The organism is Duffyella gerundensis (genome assembly GCF_001517405.1).
Classification (GTDB): domain Bacteria; phylum Pseudomonadota; class Gammaproteobacteria; order Enterobacterales; family Enterobacteriaceae; genus Duffyella; species Duffyella gerundensis.
The window spans coordinates 2,142,214-2,158,127 of sequence record NZ_LN907827.1 but is presented as its reverse complement, the minus strand read 5'-3'; the positions used below and the strand labels follow the sequence as shown (position 1 = coordinate 2,158,127).

Here is a 15,914-nt window from a genome sequence, read left to right as displayed (position 1 = left end):
CTGTAAATATATACACCCCCTTGTCTTCCGCGACACAATATTTAATTTTGTAAGCGTCGTAATATAAGGAACTCAACATGAAACATCCTGCGCCAGGCATCATTTTGGGTGCGCTTTTGATGGCAGGATGCGTCGTGCCAGCGAGCCGCGCGGCTGCCACGGATCAAGCGCAACAAACCTTGTCGCAACAGGGGCGCGACCCCGCCGAGTTTCCCGCCTTTGTAGAGTCGCTTAAAGCCAAAGCACGCGCGCAGGGCATCAGCCAGCCCACTCTCGAGCGCGCCTTTGCCAGCGTGCATTTTGTCGATCGGGTGATCAAGGCTGATCAGCAGCAACCGGAACAGCAGATTACCCTTGATGACTATCTGCGCCGCGTTCTGCCTGACAGTAAAATTACACAGGCGAAAGCTGCCATGCAGGATCACCAGGCGGCTTTGCAACGTGTCAGCCAGCGTTATGGTGTGCCGCCACAGTACATCGTGGCGTTATGGGCGATGGAGAGCCAATTTGGTCGTATTCAGGGCAAAGAAGATGTCATTTCTGCACTGGCAACGCTGGCGTTTGAAGGCCGCCGTGAGGCGTTTTTTACCCGTGAATTGCTGGCTGCACTGACCATCATCGAGCAGGGACATCTGCCAGATCGTGCGATGTCTGGTTCCTGGGCGGGTGCGATGGGGCAGAATCAGTTTATGCCGAGCTCCTTTCTCAACTACGGCGCGGACGGAGATGGCGACGGCAAAATCGATATCTGGAATAATCTCGACGATGTCTTTGCGTCCACTGCGAACTACCTGGCGAAAGAGGGGTGGCATCAGACGCAACGCTGGGGAGAAGAAGTGACGCTACCTGCTGAGTTTACCGCGTCACTGGCCGGTATCGAGACCCGCAAGGCAAAAAGCGTTGCCGAATGGCGTCGCCTCGGCGTGCAGGCATCAGCGGGCGCGTCCTCAGCCGATACGCAGCGCGCATGGATTATTCTGCCCGATGACCTACAGGGACGCGCGTTTATGGTTTATGACAATTTTCGCACTATCATGCAGTGGAATCGGTCCTATTATTTTGCCATCAGCATTGGTCGTCTGGCCGATGCGATCTCGCCGTAAACAGAGGTCAGCTTCGGCTGGCATCATCACTCATTGAATGCAGAGGTTAGCATGTATCAGCATCGTAACTGGCAGGGCGCCTTATTAGATTATCCCGCAGGCAAAGTGGTGTGCGTGGGCAGCAATTACGCGAAACACATCAAAGAAATGGGCAGTGCAACGCCAACCGAGCCGGTGATTTTTATCAAACCGGAAACCGCGCTGTGCGATCTGCGTCAGCCACTCTCGTTGCCCACCCAATTTGGCGAAGTGCATCATGAAGTGGAACTGGCGGTGCTGATTGGCGCGACGCTGAAGCAAGCCTCTGAAGATCATGTGCTGAAGGCGATTGCGGGCTACGGTGTGGCGCTGGATTTAACCCTGCGTGACCTGCAGGCGACGCTGAAGAAAGCCGGGCAGCCGTGGGAAAAATCCAAAGCGTTCGATAACTCCTGCCCACTTTCCGGCTTTATTCCGGTTAACGCGTTTGCTGGCGATCCGCAAAACTGTGAGTTACAGCTGTCGGTCAATGGCGAGGTACGCCAGCACGGCAGCACCGCTGATATGATTCACACGATTCTGCCGCTGATTGCCTACATGAGTCACTATTTCACGCTGCGTGCGGGCGATGTTATTCTCACCGGCACGCCGGAAGGCGTTGGTCCGATGAGCTCGGGTGACAAGCTGGATATCTCGCTTAACGGCGAACGCATTTCTACTCGCGTGCTTTAAAAGGTTGCATCACAGCGTGCAACCCTATATAAGGTGCGGTTTTTCATTAGCGGACAATCATCATGACTGAGATTCCATTCTGGCAACAAAAAAGCCTTGAGCAGATGAGCGATGAGGAATGGGAATCCTTGTGTGATGGCTGCGGCCAGTGCTGTCTGAACAAGCTGCAGGATGCTGATACCGACGAGATTTACTTCACTAACGTCGCCTGCAACCAGCTCAACATCAAAACCTGTCAGTGCCGTAACTATGAGCGCCGTTTTTGAGATGGAAGAGGGTTGCATCAAACTGACGCGTGAAAATCTCACCACCTTCTCCTGGCTGCCGCCCAGCTGCGCTTATCGTCTGTTAGGTGAGGGCAAAGGCTTACCGCAGTGGCATCCGCTGCGGGCGGGCAACAAAGCCGCTATGCACAGCGCGCGTATTTCTGTCCGGCACATCGCCGTACGCGAAAGCCAGGTGAGAGACTGGGAAGAGCACATCATCAATCGTCCTGAATGGACCATTGAATAAGATAAAAGGGCCGCAGGGCCCTTTTTTATTGCTGCTGATTCAGCGGGAGAAGAGGTCGCGACGCTTCGGCTTGAAAGGCTGGGCCAGCGTGACCAGTACGGCGGCGATCAGGTAAAAGGCAAATACCACAATCATCCATTGCGGCATGCTCAGCGACAGAAAGGTCCAGCCGCGCTCGGCGCAGTCGCCGCTGGCCACAAACACCGAAGGCAACCATTTATCCAGCGGCAGCCAGGCCGGAAAGCGTGCGGCAAAATCGCAGGTGGTAAAGGGGTTAGGATGGAGCTGAATCATGGTGTGTTCATAAGAGAGACGAATACCCTGCCACGCGCTGTAGATCCAGATACCCAGCGCGATAAAACGCAGCGGCGTGCGCGGCGCAATTGCGCCAACAATCCCGGCACCCATGACGCCAAACAGCGCGCAACGCTCATAAATGCACATCACGCAGGGCTTTAGCAGCATCACATGCTGGAAGTAAAGCGCAACCATTTCAAGCACAAACGCGGTAAAAGCCATTAACAGCCAGGCACCGCGCCCGCGAGAACACTGATTCAAATATCGCAACATACCTCTTCCCATACAGTGAAAATCGACACGGCAGTGTAAACCAAAAGCCAGGCGCTGCCAGCACGCGCGACCAGAAATCGCGGAAAAAAATGACTTAAATTAACTTATTAGGGGTTGTCAGGCACTTTTACGCAGGCAGGATCGATCGGGTAGACGCAGGCTTACCCTCGGAAAGCGATCGGGGCAGTATTTTCTGCTGCGAAATGCCCTAAATCCGCACGTAGTCTGTATCCGCGCCAGGCCGTCTGGTATGATGAGTCCATTACGCCGATTAATAAAGCAACGAGATTATTACGCTATGGTCATTAAGGCGCAGAGCCCTGCCGGGTTCGCTGAAGAGTATATTATTGAGAGCATCTGGAACAGCCGCTTTCCGCCCGGGTCCATTCTGCCCGCCGAACGTGAGCTGTCAGAATTAATTGGCGTGACGCGCACTACGCTGCGTGAAGTGTTGCAGCGTCTGGCGCGCGATGGCTGGTTGACCATTCAACATGGTAAACCAACGCAGGTTAATGATTTTTGGGAAACTTCCAGCCTGAATATTCTCGAAACGCTGGCGCGTCTGGATCACGATAGCGTGCCGCAGCTGATCGATAATCTGCTCTCTGTCCGCACCAATATTTCCTCGATTTTTATCCGTCGCGCCGTTGGACACCACCCGGAGAAGGCGAGGGAAGTGCTGCTTACCGCTGAACTGGCCGCTGACGAGGCGGATGCCTATACCCAACTCGATTACCGTATTTTTCGCGGGCTGGCTTACGCTTCCGGCAATCCTATTTATGGTCTGATTCTCAACGGCCTGAAAGGTTTGTACACCCGCGTGGGTCGCTACTATTTTTCCAATCCTGAAGCACGTCAGTTGGCACGCGATTTTTACCGCCATTTGCTGACGCTGTGTGAGAAAGGAGAAAAAGAGGCGGTGGTTGACGTGGTACGTGAATATGGCCGTCGCAGCGGAGAAATCTGGCACGGGATGCAAAAATCGATGCCCGCCGATTTGCCGCCCGCGCGGCGTTAATCAGCCAGAAAGAAGCCGGATTGCTCCGGCTTTTTTTATGGCGCTGATTCAGAGTGAAGCCGGGCGCGGCGGGCAGCGGTCGAGCAGCTCCACGCTACCATCTTCATTCTGTTGCTCAAGATAAACATCAAAGCCCCACAGCCGGTTAACGTGTTTCAGCACTTCTCGGCGGCTCTTATCAAGCGGCGCGCGACTTTGCGGCACATAGCTCAGGGTAAGAGAACGATCGCCACGCAAATCGACGTTATAGACCTGAATATTTGGCTCAAGGTTGCTCAGATTATATTGCGCAGAAAGCTGCTGGCGAATCGCACGGTAACCCGCTTCGTCGTGAATCGCCGCGATCTCCAGATAGTTATTGCGATCGTCATCCAGTACGCTAAACAGCCTGAAATCCCGCATCACTTTCGGTGACAGAAACTGGCTGATAAAGCTCTCATCCTTAAACTCGCGCATGGCGAAGTGCAGCGTCTCCAGCCAGTCTTTGCCAGCAATATCCGGGAACCAGTAGCGATCTTCCTCAGTAGGAGATTCACAGATGCGCTTGATGTCCTGGAACATGGCAAAACCCAGCGCGTAAGGATTGATGCCGTTGTACCACTGGCTGTTGTAAGGCGGCTGATAGATAACGTTGGTATGGCTGTGCAGAAATTCCAGCATCGCCCGATCGGACAGCTTACCCTCATCATAAAGATGATTAAGAATGGTGTAGTGCCAGAAGGTCGCCCACCCTTCGTTCATCACCTGCGTCTGTTTTTGCGGGTAGAAATATTGGCTGACCTTGCGCACGATACGCAGCACTTCACGCTGCCAGGATTCCAGCAGCGGGGCGTTTTTCTCCATAAAATAGAGTAAGTTCTCCTGCGGCTCAGATGGATAGCGCGCGGCGGAGACATGTACTTCCTCTTTTTCGCGGCGTGGCAGCGTGCGCCACAGCGTATTCACCTGACTCTGCAAATACTCTTCACGGCTCTTCTGCCGTGCCTTCTCTTCCTGTAGTGAGATCTTCGACGGGCGCTTGTAGCGATCGACACCATAGTTCATCAGCGCATGACAGGAATCGAGCAGCCGTTCCACTTCTTCAACGCCGTATCGCTCTTCGCATTCCGAGATGTAATTACGCGCAAACAGCAGATAATCGACAATCGAGCTGGCATCGGTCCAGCTGCGAAACAGATAGTTGTTTTTGAAGAACGAATTATGGCCGTAACAGGCGTGCGCCATCACCAGCGCCTGCATGGTGATGGTGTTCTCTTCCATCAGATAGGCGATACAAGGGTTCGAATTAATGACGATTTCATAAGCCAGGCCCTGCTGACCATGTTTATAGCGCTGTTCGGTTTCGATGAATTTTTTGCCAAACGACCAGTGGGTATAATTGATGGGCATGCCGACGCTGGAATAGGCATCCATCATCTGTTCGGAGGTAATGATTTCAATCTGATGCGGGTAGGTATCGAGCCGGTAGAGCTTGGCCACGCGGTCAATTTCAGCCAGATAATCGTCCAGCAGGTCGAATGTCCAGTCGGGTCCATCACTGAGTCGTTTGCTGTCCTTAATCGGATCGTCAAAGATAGTCGTCATAGCGCACCTCTGTTTTGCAAACCTGCCGCGCACCCTGATGGCATCACGACCAGTTCAGATTGTTCAAGGCTTCATCCTGAGAAAGACAGCCCAAATAAACTGAGCGAACACTTCAATGATAGATCACTGTGACCCATCCGAATCATGAACTCAACGGAAAAGTTTGAGGAAAAACAGGCTGTGAGCCAAATTAAGCCGGTTGCCTGAAGTATATGTTTGGTTTTTGCTGTTTATGAAGAATAAAGTTCTGTTTATAAGTGAAAGCGATGATGCGACTCTTTTCTGCTGCTGGCTTCGTTTTTTGCGGCTGACAAACTCATAAGCCGCCATAAAGCGCCTATCCTGCGCACAATATTCTGTATTTCACCTTAGCGCCTGTTTTTAGTTACCAAAAAAGTAAAAAAGATGTGAAATACCTTCATGAACTGTACGACAAAGTTGAGTAGCATATTCAACCTGAGTGCAGGCGATAAACTGGTTTATTCCTCTTTTGTTGATGCGGTGGAGACACTATGCGGGTTGTCATTCTTGGAAGTGGTGTAGTCGGCGTTGCCAGCGCCTGGTATCTGGCTAAAGCGGGACACGAGGTCACGGTGATCGATCGTCAGCCCGCTTCAGCGATGGAAACCAGCGCCGGAAACGCCGGGCAAATTTCACCGGGCTATGCTGCGCCATGGGCTGCACCGGGCGTGCCGTTAAAGGCGATTAAATGGATGTTTCAGCGTCATGCGCCGCTCGCGATTCGCCCGGACGGCAGTCGCTTTCAGATGGAATGGATGTGGCAAATGCTGCGCAACTGCGACATGACGCACTATCAGCAAAACAAGAGCCGCATGGTGCGCATCGCGGAATACAGCCGTGACTGCCTGAAGGCGCTACGTGAAGAGACCGCGATTGCCTATGAAGGTCGCCAGGGCGGCACGCTGCAGCTGTTTCGCACCGCGCAACAGTATGAAAGCGCGAGCAAAGATATTGCCGTGCTGCAGGAAGCGGGCGTGCCCTATGAACTGTTGGAAGCTCATGAGCTGGCGCGCGTTGAACCAGCGCTGGCGGCAACGCAGCATAAGCTCACTGGTGGTTTACGTTTGCCGAATGATGAAACCGGCGACTGCCAGCTGTTCACCCAACGGCTGACGGAAATGGCCAAAGAGGCGGGCGTGACCTTCCGTTTCAATCTCAGCGTCGATCAACTGCTGCGTGAAGGCAACCGCATCTACGGCGTTAAATGTGGCGATGAGGTGATCAAAGGTGATGCTTACGTTGTGGCCTTTGGTTCCTGGTCAACGGCGCTGCTGCGCAATATCGTCGCCGTGCCGGTCTATCCGCTGAAAGGCTATTCACTGACTATCCCGATTAAAAACGCCGAGGCGGCACCGCTATCAACCGTGCTGGATGAAACTTACAAAGTTGCCGTGACGCGATTCGACCAGCGCATTCGCGTCGGCGGCATGGCGGAAATCGTTGGTTTTAACAGCAAACTGCTGCCGGCACGACGTGAAACGCTGGAGATGGTGGTGCAGGATCTCTATCCTGAAGGCGGCCATATTGAACAGGCCACTTTCTGGAGCGGATTGCGTCCGATGACGCCGGATGGCACGCCGATTGTAGGACGGACACCGCTGAGCAATCTGTTTTTGAATACCGGACATGGCACGCTTGGCTGGACGATGGCTTGCGGATCGGGTCAGCTGCTGGCGGACATCATCTCTGGTACTACGCCAGCGATTGCGGCTGATGATCTGTCGGTATTCCGTTATCTGCCTGGCTTTAGCGCAGACTCTCATCGCCCATTGCAGCGTGCGGATGTGGCGCAATAAGTTTTACAAGGAGACGTTTTATGTCACGCCCAGTTGTCGCAACCCTTGATAGCGCTGCGTTGCGGCATAACCTGCAGGTTGCCCGTAAGGCGGCCCCGCATTCTCGTGTCTGGTCGGTGGTGAAAGCCAATGCCTATGGTCACGGCATTGCACGCTGCTGGCAGGCGCTCAGCGATACTGACGGTTTTGCGCTGTTGAATCTTGAAGAAGCGGTGTTATTGCGTGAACAGGGCTGGAAAAAGCCCATTTTGCTGCTGGAAGGCTTTTTTCATGCGGATGACCTGGCGATCATCGATCGCTACCGCCTCACCACCAGCATTCACAGTAACTGGCAGATTCAGGCGCTGGCAAGAGCAGAGCTGAGTGCGCCGGTCGACATCTATCTGAAGATGAACAGCGGGATGAACCGGCTTGGTTTTCGGCCAGAGCAAATTAACGCCGTGTGGCGCAAGCTGCGCAGCTTAGCGACCGTGGGCGAAATGACCCTGATGGCCCATTTTGCCGAAGCGGAGAAAGCGGATGGCATTACCGCGCCGTTGCGGCTGGTTGAGCAGGCGGCAGAAGGGCTGGAAGCACCGCGCTCGCTGGCAAACTCCGCTGCGACGCTGTGGCATCCTGAAACGCATTACAACTGGGTGCGGCCCGGTATTATTCTTTATGGCGCTTCACCCAGCGGTCAGTGGTGCGATATCGCCAGTAGTGGCTTACAGCCGGTGATGACGCTGCAGAGTGAAATTATCGGCGTGCAGCAACTGGCTGCGGGTGATGGCGTGGGTTACGGCTACCGTTATCGCGCCAGTGGCGAACAGCGTATCGGTATCGTGGCCTGTGGCTATGCTGATGGCTATCCGCGTCATGCGCCAACCGGCACGCCAGTGCTGGTGGATGGCGTGCTAACCCAAACCATTGGCGCGATTTCCATGGATATGATGATGGTCGATTTGACGCCGTGCCCGCAGGCAGGCATCGGTACATCGGTAGAATTGTGGGGCAATCAGGTAAAAATCGATGATGTGGCGCAGGCTGCCGGCACCGTGGGTTATGAGCTAATGTGCGCGCTCGCCCCGCGGGTACCGGTTAACGTTATCTGAATCAGAGCGCGGTCAGCGTACCGCGCATTTTTCGACTGCAGCGCCAGGCGATGAACGCCAGCAATGAACCCAGCAGCATCATACCCGCCAGCGCCGTTTTTTCAGTCAGCGGCAGCGCCATAAACAGTAGCCCGCCCGCGGCACCGCCTGCCATCTGAATACATCCCTGTAACGCTGATGCCACACCTGCCTGCTGCTGATAAGGTTCCAGCGCATAGCTGGTTGCCGGGCCCACGGTAAACGCCAGTCCCGCAACGGAAACCGCCACCGGAATCATATAGAGCGCCCAGTGCGTCTGCCAGCTGCCAGGCAGCAAATGCTCGCCAGCGCTGAGCAATATACAACCGCTCAGCATGGTCAGGCAGCCCGCAGCAAGGCAGAAAGGACGTCCAACCTTGCGAATGATCTTATTCACCAGCACGCTGACCAGCATGATCCACAGGCCGTTGGCGCCAAACGCCACCGAGAACTGCAGGGCGCTCAGCCCGCCGGTGCTCATCAAGACGTGCGGTGCCAGCGAAACGTAAGTTAATACCATGCCCAGCGCGCCAGCGTTGGCAAAGGCAAAGGCGAGAAAACGTGGCTCACGTAAAATCGCGGCATACTGGCGCAAGGGCAGGCTTGCGACGCGCTGGGTGTCAGCCGGACGCGTTTCCGGTAGCCAGAGCACGACAATCAGCGTGATGAACACGGCATAACCGGTGAGAAACCAGAAGTTAGCACGCCAGCCAAAGGCTTCGGCCAGAAAACCGCCCAGCATCGGCGCCAGCGCAGGAACGATATTTAATGCGCCGTTAAGAAAGCCGTAGGCGCGCGCGGCATCGTCGCCGGAAAGACGATCGCGTACCCCGCTGAAGGCGACCACCGCGGTACAACACACGGCACAGCCCTGAATAATGCGCGCTACCAGGAACATCGGCCACCATGCCGCCGTTGCCGCGACGATGCTGCCGACGGCATAAAGCGCCAGGCCAATCAGGGCCAGCGGCTTGCGGCCAAAATTATCCACCAGCGGACCGGCAACAATTTGGCCCAGGCCCATCACCAGCAGAAACAGCGGAATCGTCGACTGAATTGAGGCAATCGGCGTGTCCAGTCCGGCGGCAATTTGGGGCAGGGTAGGCAGATAAAGATCGATACCGAGCGGCCCTAACAGCACCAGACTCAGCAGTAATAAAGTAAAAGAGCGCATAACAGTCGATTCACATCCCGTAAAATCAAGCCGGACAGGGTAGTGAGTTCAGCGTCAAAAAGGAAGGCGGATTGTGCGTTTCGGCAGGAAAGCCTGCGCGGCAGCGCCGCACAGGCTTTTGAGCGGGATCAGTAGGCGCCGTCACGACGGAACACCACGCCCGCGGTTTTAAACAGGATAGCGATGTCGGTCCACAGCGCCCAGTTTTTGACATACCAGGAGTCAAAGTAAACGCGCGTATCGTAATCAATGTCATTACGTCCGCTGACCTGCCACAAACCGGTCATGCCAGGCTTGGCCATCAAATAGTAATCGACGTCACCGGCGTAGCGTTCCAGCTCGGCTTCAATTACCGGACGCGGGCCCACCAGGCTCATCTCACCACGAATCACGTTCCACAACTGCGGCAGCTCGTCGAGGCTGGTTTTGCGCAGAATGCCGCCGATGCGGGTGATACGCGGATCGTTTTTGAGTTTAAAATCTTTGTCCCATTCAGCGCGCGCCTCGGCGCTGGTCGCCAGCAGGTTTTGCAGCACTTCCTGCGAGTTGGTCACCATTGAACGAAACTTAAGGCATTTAAACTTCACGCCATTTTGCCCAACACGCTCATGCCCATAGATCGCGTTACTGCCGTCGCGCTTGACCAGCCAGCAGATCAGGCCAAACACCGGCGCGAGGAACAGCAGCAGCATCGATGCCACCACAATATCAAAGGTGCGTTTCAGAAAGCGCGATGAGTGCTTGGCGAGGTTATTACTGACGCGCAGGATCATCACTTCATGGCTGAAAATAAACGACATATCGGTGCCATACAGCGGTACGCCGCGCAGCGTTGGAATGACTGAAACCGAGCGGCATTTCATTTTGGAGAGGAACTTCAGCCATTTATCCCGCGTGGCCTGCTGTTCGTACTCCATGGCAACGATGAACTGCGTGTTATCCAGGTCCATTTTCTCCCAGTTGATATCTTTCTGGGTAATAACCGGTACGCCGTTCACGCTCTCCGGGAAGCGCTCATTTTCCAGTGCCACAAAGGCAGTGACCTTGTAGCCAAGGATCTCTTCGCTCTGCAACGCCGCATAGGCTTCCATGGCGTTTTTGCCGGAGCCGATGATCACCGTCTCTTTATGCCACTGACCCGCTTTGTGGATCACATGTTTCACCAGCGACCGGAACAGCGGCAGCAGGATCAGCGCGTAGGTCCAGCTGAAGCCCCAAATCAGACGTGAGAAATCCCACTTGGAAAAGGCGATCAGCGCCAGATCCAGCAGCGAAAACACAAACAAGGTTTTGATGATCTCTTTCAACTCAAACCAGAAAGGTTTGCGATACGTATAGTGGCGCATGCGTATCCAAAACCATCCGGTGCACAATACCGACATGACAAATTGCGCCATGAAGCGGTTTTCAATTTGCTGCGGCGGAATAAAGTGGTCGAGATTGCCCCAAATACCCTGCACCGTAGCAGCCGAGAGAAAAAGTGCCAGATTCAACGCCAGAAGATCGGAAAGGGATAACGTCACTTTGGCGATGATATTTTTACGCAAGCCGCTATAAGTGCGACCCGCACTGTTTAACACAATGGTACTTGCCATAAAACCTGCTCTCTTTTCTAAAGTAAAAGATGCCTGACCAGAATCAAGTACACGCTCAGGGGTTCTCACCGGTTAATTAATAAGGATTAATTACCAGTACATGAAGTTTTTGCTGCCATAGGCGCTGCATAAAAAGAATAAACGTAGCGTGATGAAACTCACGAAATTGTGCAGCAACGGATCAGAGTATGCAGGAGAAGTGGGACTTAGTTAATATGGAGTTTGTCTGAAAAGGCGAGAAATGCTTATTAGGGAAATAATCTTAATTTATTGAAATATAAGATTTTATTATCGATGAAGTTAAGTGCAGTGGAGAGTGTCAAGCGTAACAATTAGGACAACCCGCTATTCAGGTGAAATAGCGGGTCAGATTATTGGCTCAGGCAGGCTTCTTTAATATCCAGAGGTCCTGCTCTTTATCATAATGACCAAGCTTTAAATCAACCTTCTTACCATCGATCCATGCCGGCACGCTGGTCTCTTTATCCCAGCCATCGAGCTGGGTTATTAAGCCCGGATTAGTATTGCAAGGAATACTAACCGTATCGAGGTTTTGCACGTCCAGTTCGGCGTCTACAATTTCGTAGCGACCAATTTTGACTACATGTCCCATGATGACCTCCTGTTAATACGGTGAACATTAAGCGTAGCTCCTGCCACAGGAATTACGAGGCTTATTCTCCAGGATTAATCCTTCTCTTCTGCCATACGCACACCGATACGAACCACCTGATTTTCCTCTTTTTCCGCCACCGTCCAGATCAGGTTATTCCATTCCACCTGATCGCCGATAACCGGCGTGCCGTTAAGCAGGCCCATGATAAGTTGGCCCAGCGTCTGGCGGTCGTTGGTGTTTTCATCGAGCTCAAGACCATAAATTTGCGCCACATCGCGCAACCGCGCGTCAGCCTCAAGAATAAAGTCACCAAAGAAACGCTGATCGAGGGCAACCGGTGGCGTCTGGCTAAACATCTTGCCCAGCGCAGGCAGATCGCGCTCACGGCCAATGACACACAGCACATCGTTCTCTTTCAGGCGGGTGCTGCCGGTGGGGTGCATCAACACATTGTCGCGAAATAGCGCGGCAATGCGGGTTTCACGCGGCATTTTTAAATCACGCAGCGCCGCACCTACGCACCACTTATCGGCGCTGAGCTGATAAACAAACTGCTCCCACGGATTTTCCGGATGAATATCCAGACCCACGCGGTTAATTGGCGAGGCCATCGGCGGTATCACTACCTTGGCTTTACGCGCCGCAAACCCCAGCGAAGTGCCCTGAACCATCAGCGAGACCAGCACCACAAAGAACGCGATATTAAAGAACAGCGTGGCGTTTTCCAGGCCTGCCATCATCGGGAATACCGCGAGGATAATCGGCACCGCGCCGCGCAGACCCACCCAGCTAATAAAGCCGCGCTCGCGCAGCGTAAAGGCCCGGAAAGGCAGCAGGCCAACAAACACCGATAACGGGCGGGCAACCAGGATCAGCCACAATGAGAGCAGCATGGCCGGTACGGCGATCTGCCACAGGCTGGAAGGCGTCACCAGCAGGCCCAACACCAGGAACATGCCGATCTGGCTCAGCCAGGCCATGCCGTCAAAGGTCTGTAAAATACCGTGACGGTTGCGAATCGGCCGGTTACCCAACAGAAAACCGCACAGATAAACGGCGAGAATACCGCTGCCTTCCAGCACCGTGGTCAGCGCAAACACCAGAATACCGCCGCTAACCGCGAGCAGGGGATAGAGCCCTTGTGGCAGGGTGATGCGGTTGATTAATTGCTGCAGGGCCCAGCCGCCGCCCAAGCCCAGCACAATTCCCAGACCGAACTGCTGAATAAGATGCACAACAAACATCCAGCTGATGCCGGTTTCGCCCTGTTGAATCATCTCAATGAGCGTGATGGTCAGGAACACTGCCATCGGATCGTTGCTACCTGATTCAATCTCCAGCGTTGAGCTGACACGTTCATTCAGCCCCTTATCGCCCAGCAGTGAGAACACCGCAGCAGCGTCGGTGGAGCCGATGATCGCACCGACCAGAAAGCCCTGCATCATATCGAGATTAAACAGCCATGCCGCCGCCATGCCGGTCAGGCCAGCGGTAATCAGAACGCCCACGGTTGCCAGCGACAGGGCGGGCCCAAGCGCGATGCGCAGGGAGGTCGCTTTAGTACGCATGCCGCCGTCGAGCAGAATCACCGCCAGCGCAAGGTTAGAAATCAGGTAGGCCATGGGATAGTTATCAAAGGCGATACCGCCGATGCCATCCACGCCCGCCAGCATGCCAAGTGCAAGAAAGATAACCAGAATAGGAATGCCAAGGCGCGATGAAAATGAACTCAGCAGGATGCTGGCAGCAACCAACACCGAACCAATGATATACAAACTGTAAATCGCGCTGTCTTCCAAGACATTTTCTCCTCAGTTAGATAAACATTCAGGCTTCCAGTGTGTTGCATAAGCCAATGGGTTGTCAAAACATAACGCATTATCAATAACTTGTTGCCCTTTTAACAGTAAAAACAAGCTGTTAATTGCAGCAGTAATAAACACGGAAATGGTTAAAATAAATACTGGATGTTTAAACAGTATTTGGTATAATATTTGAACTCTGGTCAGAGTGGATGTCGTTAACAACTACCTGGTGAAGCCTATGATGATTTCAACTGAGAGCCTTAATTCTCTTCATCAATCAGTCACAATGAGCAGCCGTGAAATTGCCGAACTGACAGGCATCACGCACGGCGAAGTTAAGCGACTGATTAACAGCCTGGAAACCGCCCAGCGTTTAACTGAACCGTTAACGGCATGGGACTATGAATCTGCCTCGGGCGAGGTTCGTCAGGAGTATCGCCTTAACAAACGCGACTCGTTACTGGCGGTTGCCCGTTTATCGCCTGGCTTTACCGCGGAAGCGCTGGATCGCTGGCAGGCGCGCGAACAGGTCAACCATCTGCCCGATTTTACCAATCCGGCGGTAGCGGCTCGCGCCTGGGCAGAGCAGTTTGAACAGCGGCAGGCAGCAGAAAAACAGCTGGCCCTGTTTGCGCCAAAGGCGGAGTTTTTTGATCGCTATGTCACGGTGGACGAGTCACTGGGTTTTCGCCAGGTGTGTAAAATGCTCAAGGCGAAAGAGACCGATTTTCGCCAGTTCCTGCTGGAGCGCAACGTGATGTACCGTATCAATAACAGCATGGCGCCGCATCAGCAGCACATCGCGGCTGGCCGCTTTACGCTGCGTGCTGGTGTGGGTGAAAACGCGCACACTTTTTCACAGGCGCGCTTTACGGCAAAAGGGGTGAAGTGGATTGCCAGCCTGTGGGCTTCGCATCTGGCGGCACATCCGCGGGGCGCAGCGGCCTGATGCCAGGCGTTCTCTCTTTATCTTGCAGCCCATAAAAAAGCCGGTGATTAGCCGGCTTTTTAGTGCTTGCGTCAGGCTTCTGCGGCCTGGCGATGAAACAGCTCTCTGAATACCGGATAGATATCTTCTTGCTCGCGAATATGCTGAATAGCAAAGTTATCAAACATCGACTGCAGATGTTCATATTCACGCCACAGGGTTTGGTGCGCCCGTCGGGTAATCTCAATATAGCTGTAATAACGCACCACGGGCAGGATGTTTTTCGCTAAAATCTCATGACACAACGGTGAATCATCCGCCCAGTTATCGCCATCTGAAGCCTGTGCAGCGTAGATGTTCCACTGATTCGGGTCGTAACGCTCTTTCACCACCTCATCCATCAGCTTCAGCGCGCTGGAAACAATAGTGCCGCCGGTTTCCTGCGAGTAGAAAAACTCCTGCTCATCCACTTCTTTCGCCTGTGTATGATGGCGGATATAGACCACATCGACGTTTTTATAGGTTCGGCTCAGGAACAGATAGAGCAGAATATAAAAGCGTTTAGCCATGTCCTTAGTGGCCTGATCCATTGAGCCTGAAACGTCCATCAAACAGAACATCACCGCCTGACTGGACGGTTCTGGCCGCTTCTCAAAGTTTTTGTAGCGCAGATCAAAGGTGTCGATAAACGGCACGCGCGCAATGCGTGCCCGCAGCTCGGCAATTTCCTTGCGTAGCCGTTCCTCCTCCAGCAGCTGTGCCGGTTCGGCATTTTCCAGCGTTAACAAGGATTCTTCCAGCTCACCAAGCTGGCGCCGCTTGCCAGCGGTCATCGCGGTGCGACGCGCCAGTGAATTCTGTAATGACCGCACCACGCTGATATTGGCCGGTACGCCATTGGCAGTGTAACCGGCACGGTGGGTTTTATACTCATTCATCTGACGATGCTGGTTTTTACGCAGGTTGGGCAGGGCGAGATCTTCAAACAGCAGGTCGAGATATTCATCTTTGGAGATATTAAAGACGAATTCATCTTCCCCTTCGCCATCCTGACTGGCATTGCCCTGGCCGCTTCCGCCGCCACCGCTGCCGCCCTGTGGGCGTTCGATGCGATCGTTCTGCACAAAGTGATCGTTGCCAGGATGGACGCGCTGGCGGTTGCCGCCGCGACCCTGATGAAATACCGGCTCATTAATATCATCAACGGGAATGGATACGGATTCGCCACTTTCCACATCAGTAACCGAACGCTTATTGATGGCCTCGGATATCGATTGCTTAATTTGCGACTTATAACGGCGCAGAAAGCGCTGGCGGTTAACCGCGCTCTTGTTCTTACCGTTAAGACGCCGATCGATGAAATAGGCCATA

General features: G+C 53.7%; 13 protein-coding genes and 1 pseudogene. 7 read left to right on the top strand and 7 right to left on the bottom strand.

Features of this window, described 5'->3' with window-relative positions; genetic code table 11:
- Window positions 1-77 precede the first annotated feature (77 nt).
- From EM595_RS10000 to EM595_RS09990, 3 genes and pseudogenes are all read left to right on the top strand, one after another.
- Window positions 78-1,103 (top strand): lytic murein transglycosylase, encoded by a 1,026-nt coding sequence (locus EM595_RS10000; RefSeq protein ID WP_082691658.1) that lies wholly within the window; start codon window positions 78-80, stop codon window positions 1,101-1,103.
- A gap of 51 nt (window positions 1,104-1,154) precedes the next feature.
- Window positions 1,155-1,814: a fumarylacetoacetate hydrolase family protein gene (locus EM595_RS09995; protein ID WP_067431171.1), complete on the top strand. Its 660-nt coding sequence runs from the start codon at window positions 1,155-1,157 to the stop codon at window positions 1,812-1,814.
- A gap of 62 nt (window positions 1,815-1,876) precedes the next feature.
- Window positions 1,877-2,327, top strand: a pseudogene (locus tag EM595_RS09990) (YcgN family cysteine cluster protein).
- A gap of 39 nt (window positions 2,328-2,366) precedes the next feature.
- Here EM595_RS09990 and dsbB read toward each other — a convergent pair.
- Window positions 2,367-2,897 (bottom strand): disulfide bond formation protein DsbB, encoded by a 531-nt coding sequence (dsbB, locus tag EM595_RS09985; RefSeq protein WP_067431168.1) that lies wholly within the window; start codon window positions 2,895-2,897, stop codon window positions 2,367-2,369.
- Window positions 2,898-3,195: 298 nt separating this feature from the next.
- Between dsbB and fadR the strand changes: the two genes are divergently transcribed.
- Complete coding sequence (gene fadR / locus EM595_RS09980; protein WP_067431165.1) at window positions 3,196-3,915, top strand: fatty acid metabolism transcriptional regulator FadR; 720 nt, start codon at window positions 3,196-3,198, stop codon at window positions 3,913-3,915.
- A gap of 48 nt (window positions 3,916-3,963) precedes the next feature.
- Here fadR and EM595_RS09975 read toward each other — a convergent pair whose 3' ends face one another.
- Entirely contained in the window at window positions 3,964-5,499 is a 1,536-nt protein-coding gene (locus EM595_RS09975) for a SpoVR family protein (protein WP_067431163.1), read from the bottom strand.
- A 512-nt stretch (window positions 5,500-6,011) separates the two neighbouring features.
- Between EM595_RS09975 and EM595_RS09970 the strand changes: the two genes are divergently transcribed.
- Together EM595_RS09970 and dadX are read left to right on the top strand one after the other, a co-directional pair.
- Complete coding sequence (locus EM595_RS09970) at window positions 6,012-7,316, top strand: D-amino acid dehydrogenase (RefSeq protein ID WP_067431160.1); 1,305 nt, start codon at window positions 6,012-6,014, stop codon at window positions 7,314-7,316.
- Window positions 7,317-7,336: 20 nt separating this feature from the next.
- Window positions 7,337-8,407, top strand: coding sequence for a catabolic alanine racemase DadX (gene dadX, locus EM595_RS09965; RefSeq protein WP_067431157.1), 1,071 nt, complete (start codon window positions 7,337-7,339; stop codon window positions 8,405-8,407).
- A 1-nt stretch (window position 8,408) separates the two neighbouring features.
- Here the strand turns inward: dadX and EM595_RS09960 are convergent, their stop codons facing one another.
- The 4 genes from EM595_RS09960 to EM595_RS09945 all read right to left on the bottom strand — a co-directional run bounded on the left by EM595_RS09960 (window position 8,409) and on the right by EM595_RS09945 (window position 13,609).
- Window positions 8,409-9,599: a multidrug effflux MFS transporter gene (locus tag EM595_RS09960; protein ID WP_067431153.1), complete on the bottom strand. Its 1,191-nt coding sequence runs from the start codon at window positions 9,597-9,599 to the stop codon at window positions 8,409-8,411.
- Between the two features lie 128 nt (window positions 9,600-9,727).
- Window positions 9,728-11,194: an undecaprenyl-phosphate galactose phosphotransferase WbaP gene (gene wbaP, locus EM595_RS09955; RefSeq protein ID WP_067431150.1), complete on the bottom strand. Its 1,467-nt coding sequence runs from the start codon at window positions 11,192-11,194 to the stop codon at window positions 9,728-9,730.
- Between the two features lie 379 nt (window positions 11,195-11,573).
- On the bottom strand, window positions 11,574-11,807 hold the full coding sequence (locus EM595_RS09950; protein ID WP_067431147.1) for a DUF1480 family protein: 234 nt from the start codon (window positions 11,805-11,807) through the stop codon (window positions 11,574-11,576).
- Between the two features lie 74 nt (window positions 11,808-11,881).
- Window positions 11,882-13,609, bottom strand: a complete 1,728-nt coding sequence (locus EM595_RS09945; protein ID WP_067431145.1) for a potassium/proton antiporter — start codon at window positions 13,607-13,609, stop codon at window positions 11,882-11,884.
- A 244-nt stretch (window positions 13,610-13,853) separates the two neighbouring features.
- On the opposite strand from EM595_RS09945, the gene EM595_RS09940 reads away from it, so the two are divergent.
- A complete protein-coding gene (locus EM595_RS09940) occupies window positions 13,854-14,564 on the top strand; it encodes a phage antirepressor KilAC domain-containing protein (protein ID WP_067431142.1) in 711 nt (236 codons plus the stop codon).
- A gap of 71 nt (window positions 14,565-14,635) precedes the next feature.
- Here the strand turns inward: EM595_RS09940 and EM595_RS09935 are convergent, their stop codons facing one another.
- Entirely contained in the window at window positions 14,636-15,913 is a 1,278-nt protein-coding gene (locus EM595_RS09935) for a YeaH/YhbH family protein (RefSeq protein ID WP_067431139.1), read from the bottom strand.
- Between the last annotated feature and the right edge of the window lies 1 nt (window position 15,914).

Excerpts from the sequence above, each read along its gene's own strand:
- EM595_RS10000 (WP_082691658.1), top strand. The coding sequence starts at position 78 with ATGAAACATCCTGCGCCAGGCATCATTTTGGGTGCGCTTTTGATGGCA.
- EM595_RS09995 (WP_067431171.1), top strand. The coding sequence starts at position 1,155 with ATGTATCAGCATCGTAACTGGCAGGGCGCCTTATTAGATTATCCCGCA.
- dsbB (WP_067431168.1), bottom strand. The coding sequence starts at position 2,897 with ATGTTGCGATATTTGAATCAGTGTTCTCGCGGGCGCGGTGCCTGGCTG.
- fadR (WP_067431165.1), top strand. The coding sequence starts at position 3,196 with ATGGTCATTAAGGCGCAGAGCCCTGCCGGGTTCGCTGAAGAGTATATT.
- EM595_RS09975 (WP_067431163.1), bottom strand. The coding sequence starts at position 5,499 with ATGACGACTATCTTTGACGATCCGATTAAGGACAGCAAACGACTCAGT.
- EM595_RS09970 (WP_067431160.1), top strand. The coding sequence starts at position 6,012 with ATGCGGGTTGTCATTCTTGGAAGTGGTGTAGTCGGCGTTGCCAGCGCC.
- dadX (WP_067431157.1), top strand. The coding sequence starts at position 7,337 with ATGTCACGCCCAGTTGTCGCAACCCTTGATAGCGCTGCGTTGCGGCAT.
- EM595_RS09960 (WP_067431153.1), bottom strand. The coding sequence starts at position 9,599 with ATGCGCTCTTTTACTTTATTACTGCTGAGTCTGGTGCTGTTAGGGCCG.
- wbaP (WP_067431150.1), bottom strand. The coding sequence starts at position 11,194 with ATGGCAAGTACCATTGTGTTAAACAGTGCGGGTCGCACTTATAGCGGC.
- EM595_RS09950 (WP_067431147.1), bottom strand. The coding sequence starts at position 11,807 with ATGGGACATGTAGTCAAAATTGGTCGCTACGAAATTGTAGACGCCGAA.
- EM595_RS09940 (WP_067431142.1), top strand. The coding sequence starts at position 13,854 with ATGATGATTTCAACTGAGAGCCTTAATTCTCTTCATCAATCAGTCACA.
- EM595_RS09935 (WP_067431139.1), bottom strand. The coding sequence starts at position 15,913 with ATGGCCTATTTCATCGATCGGCGTCTTAACGGTAAGAACAAGAGCGCG.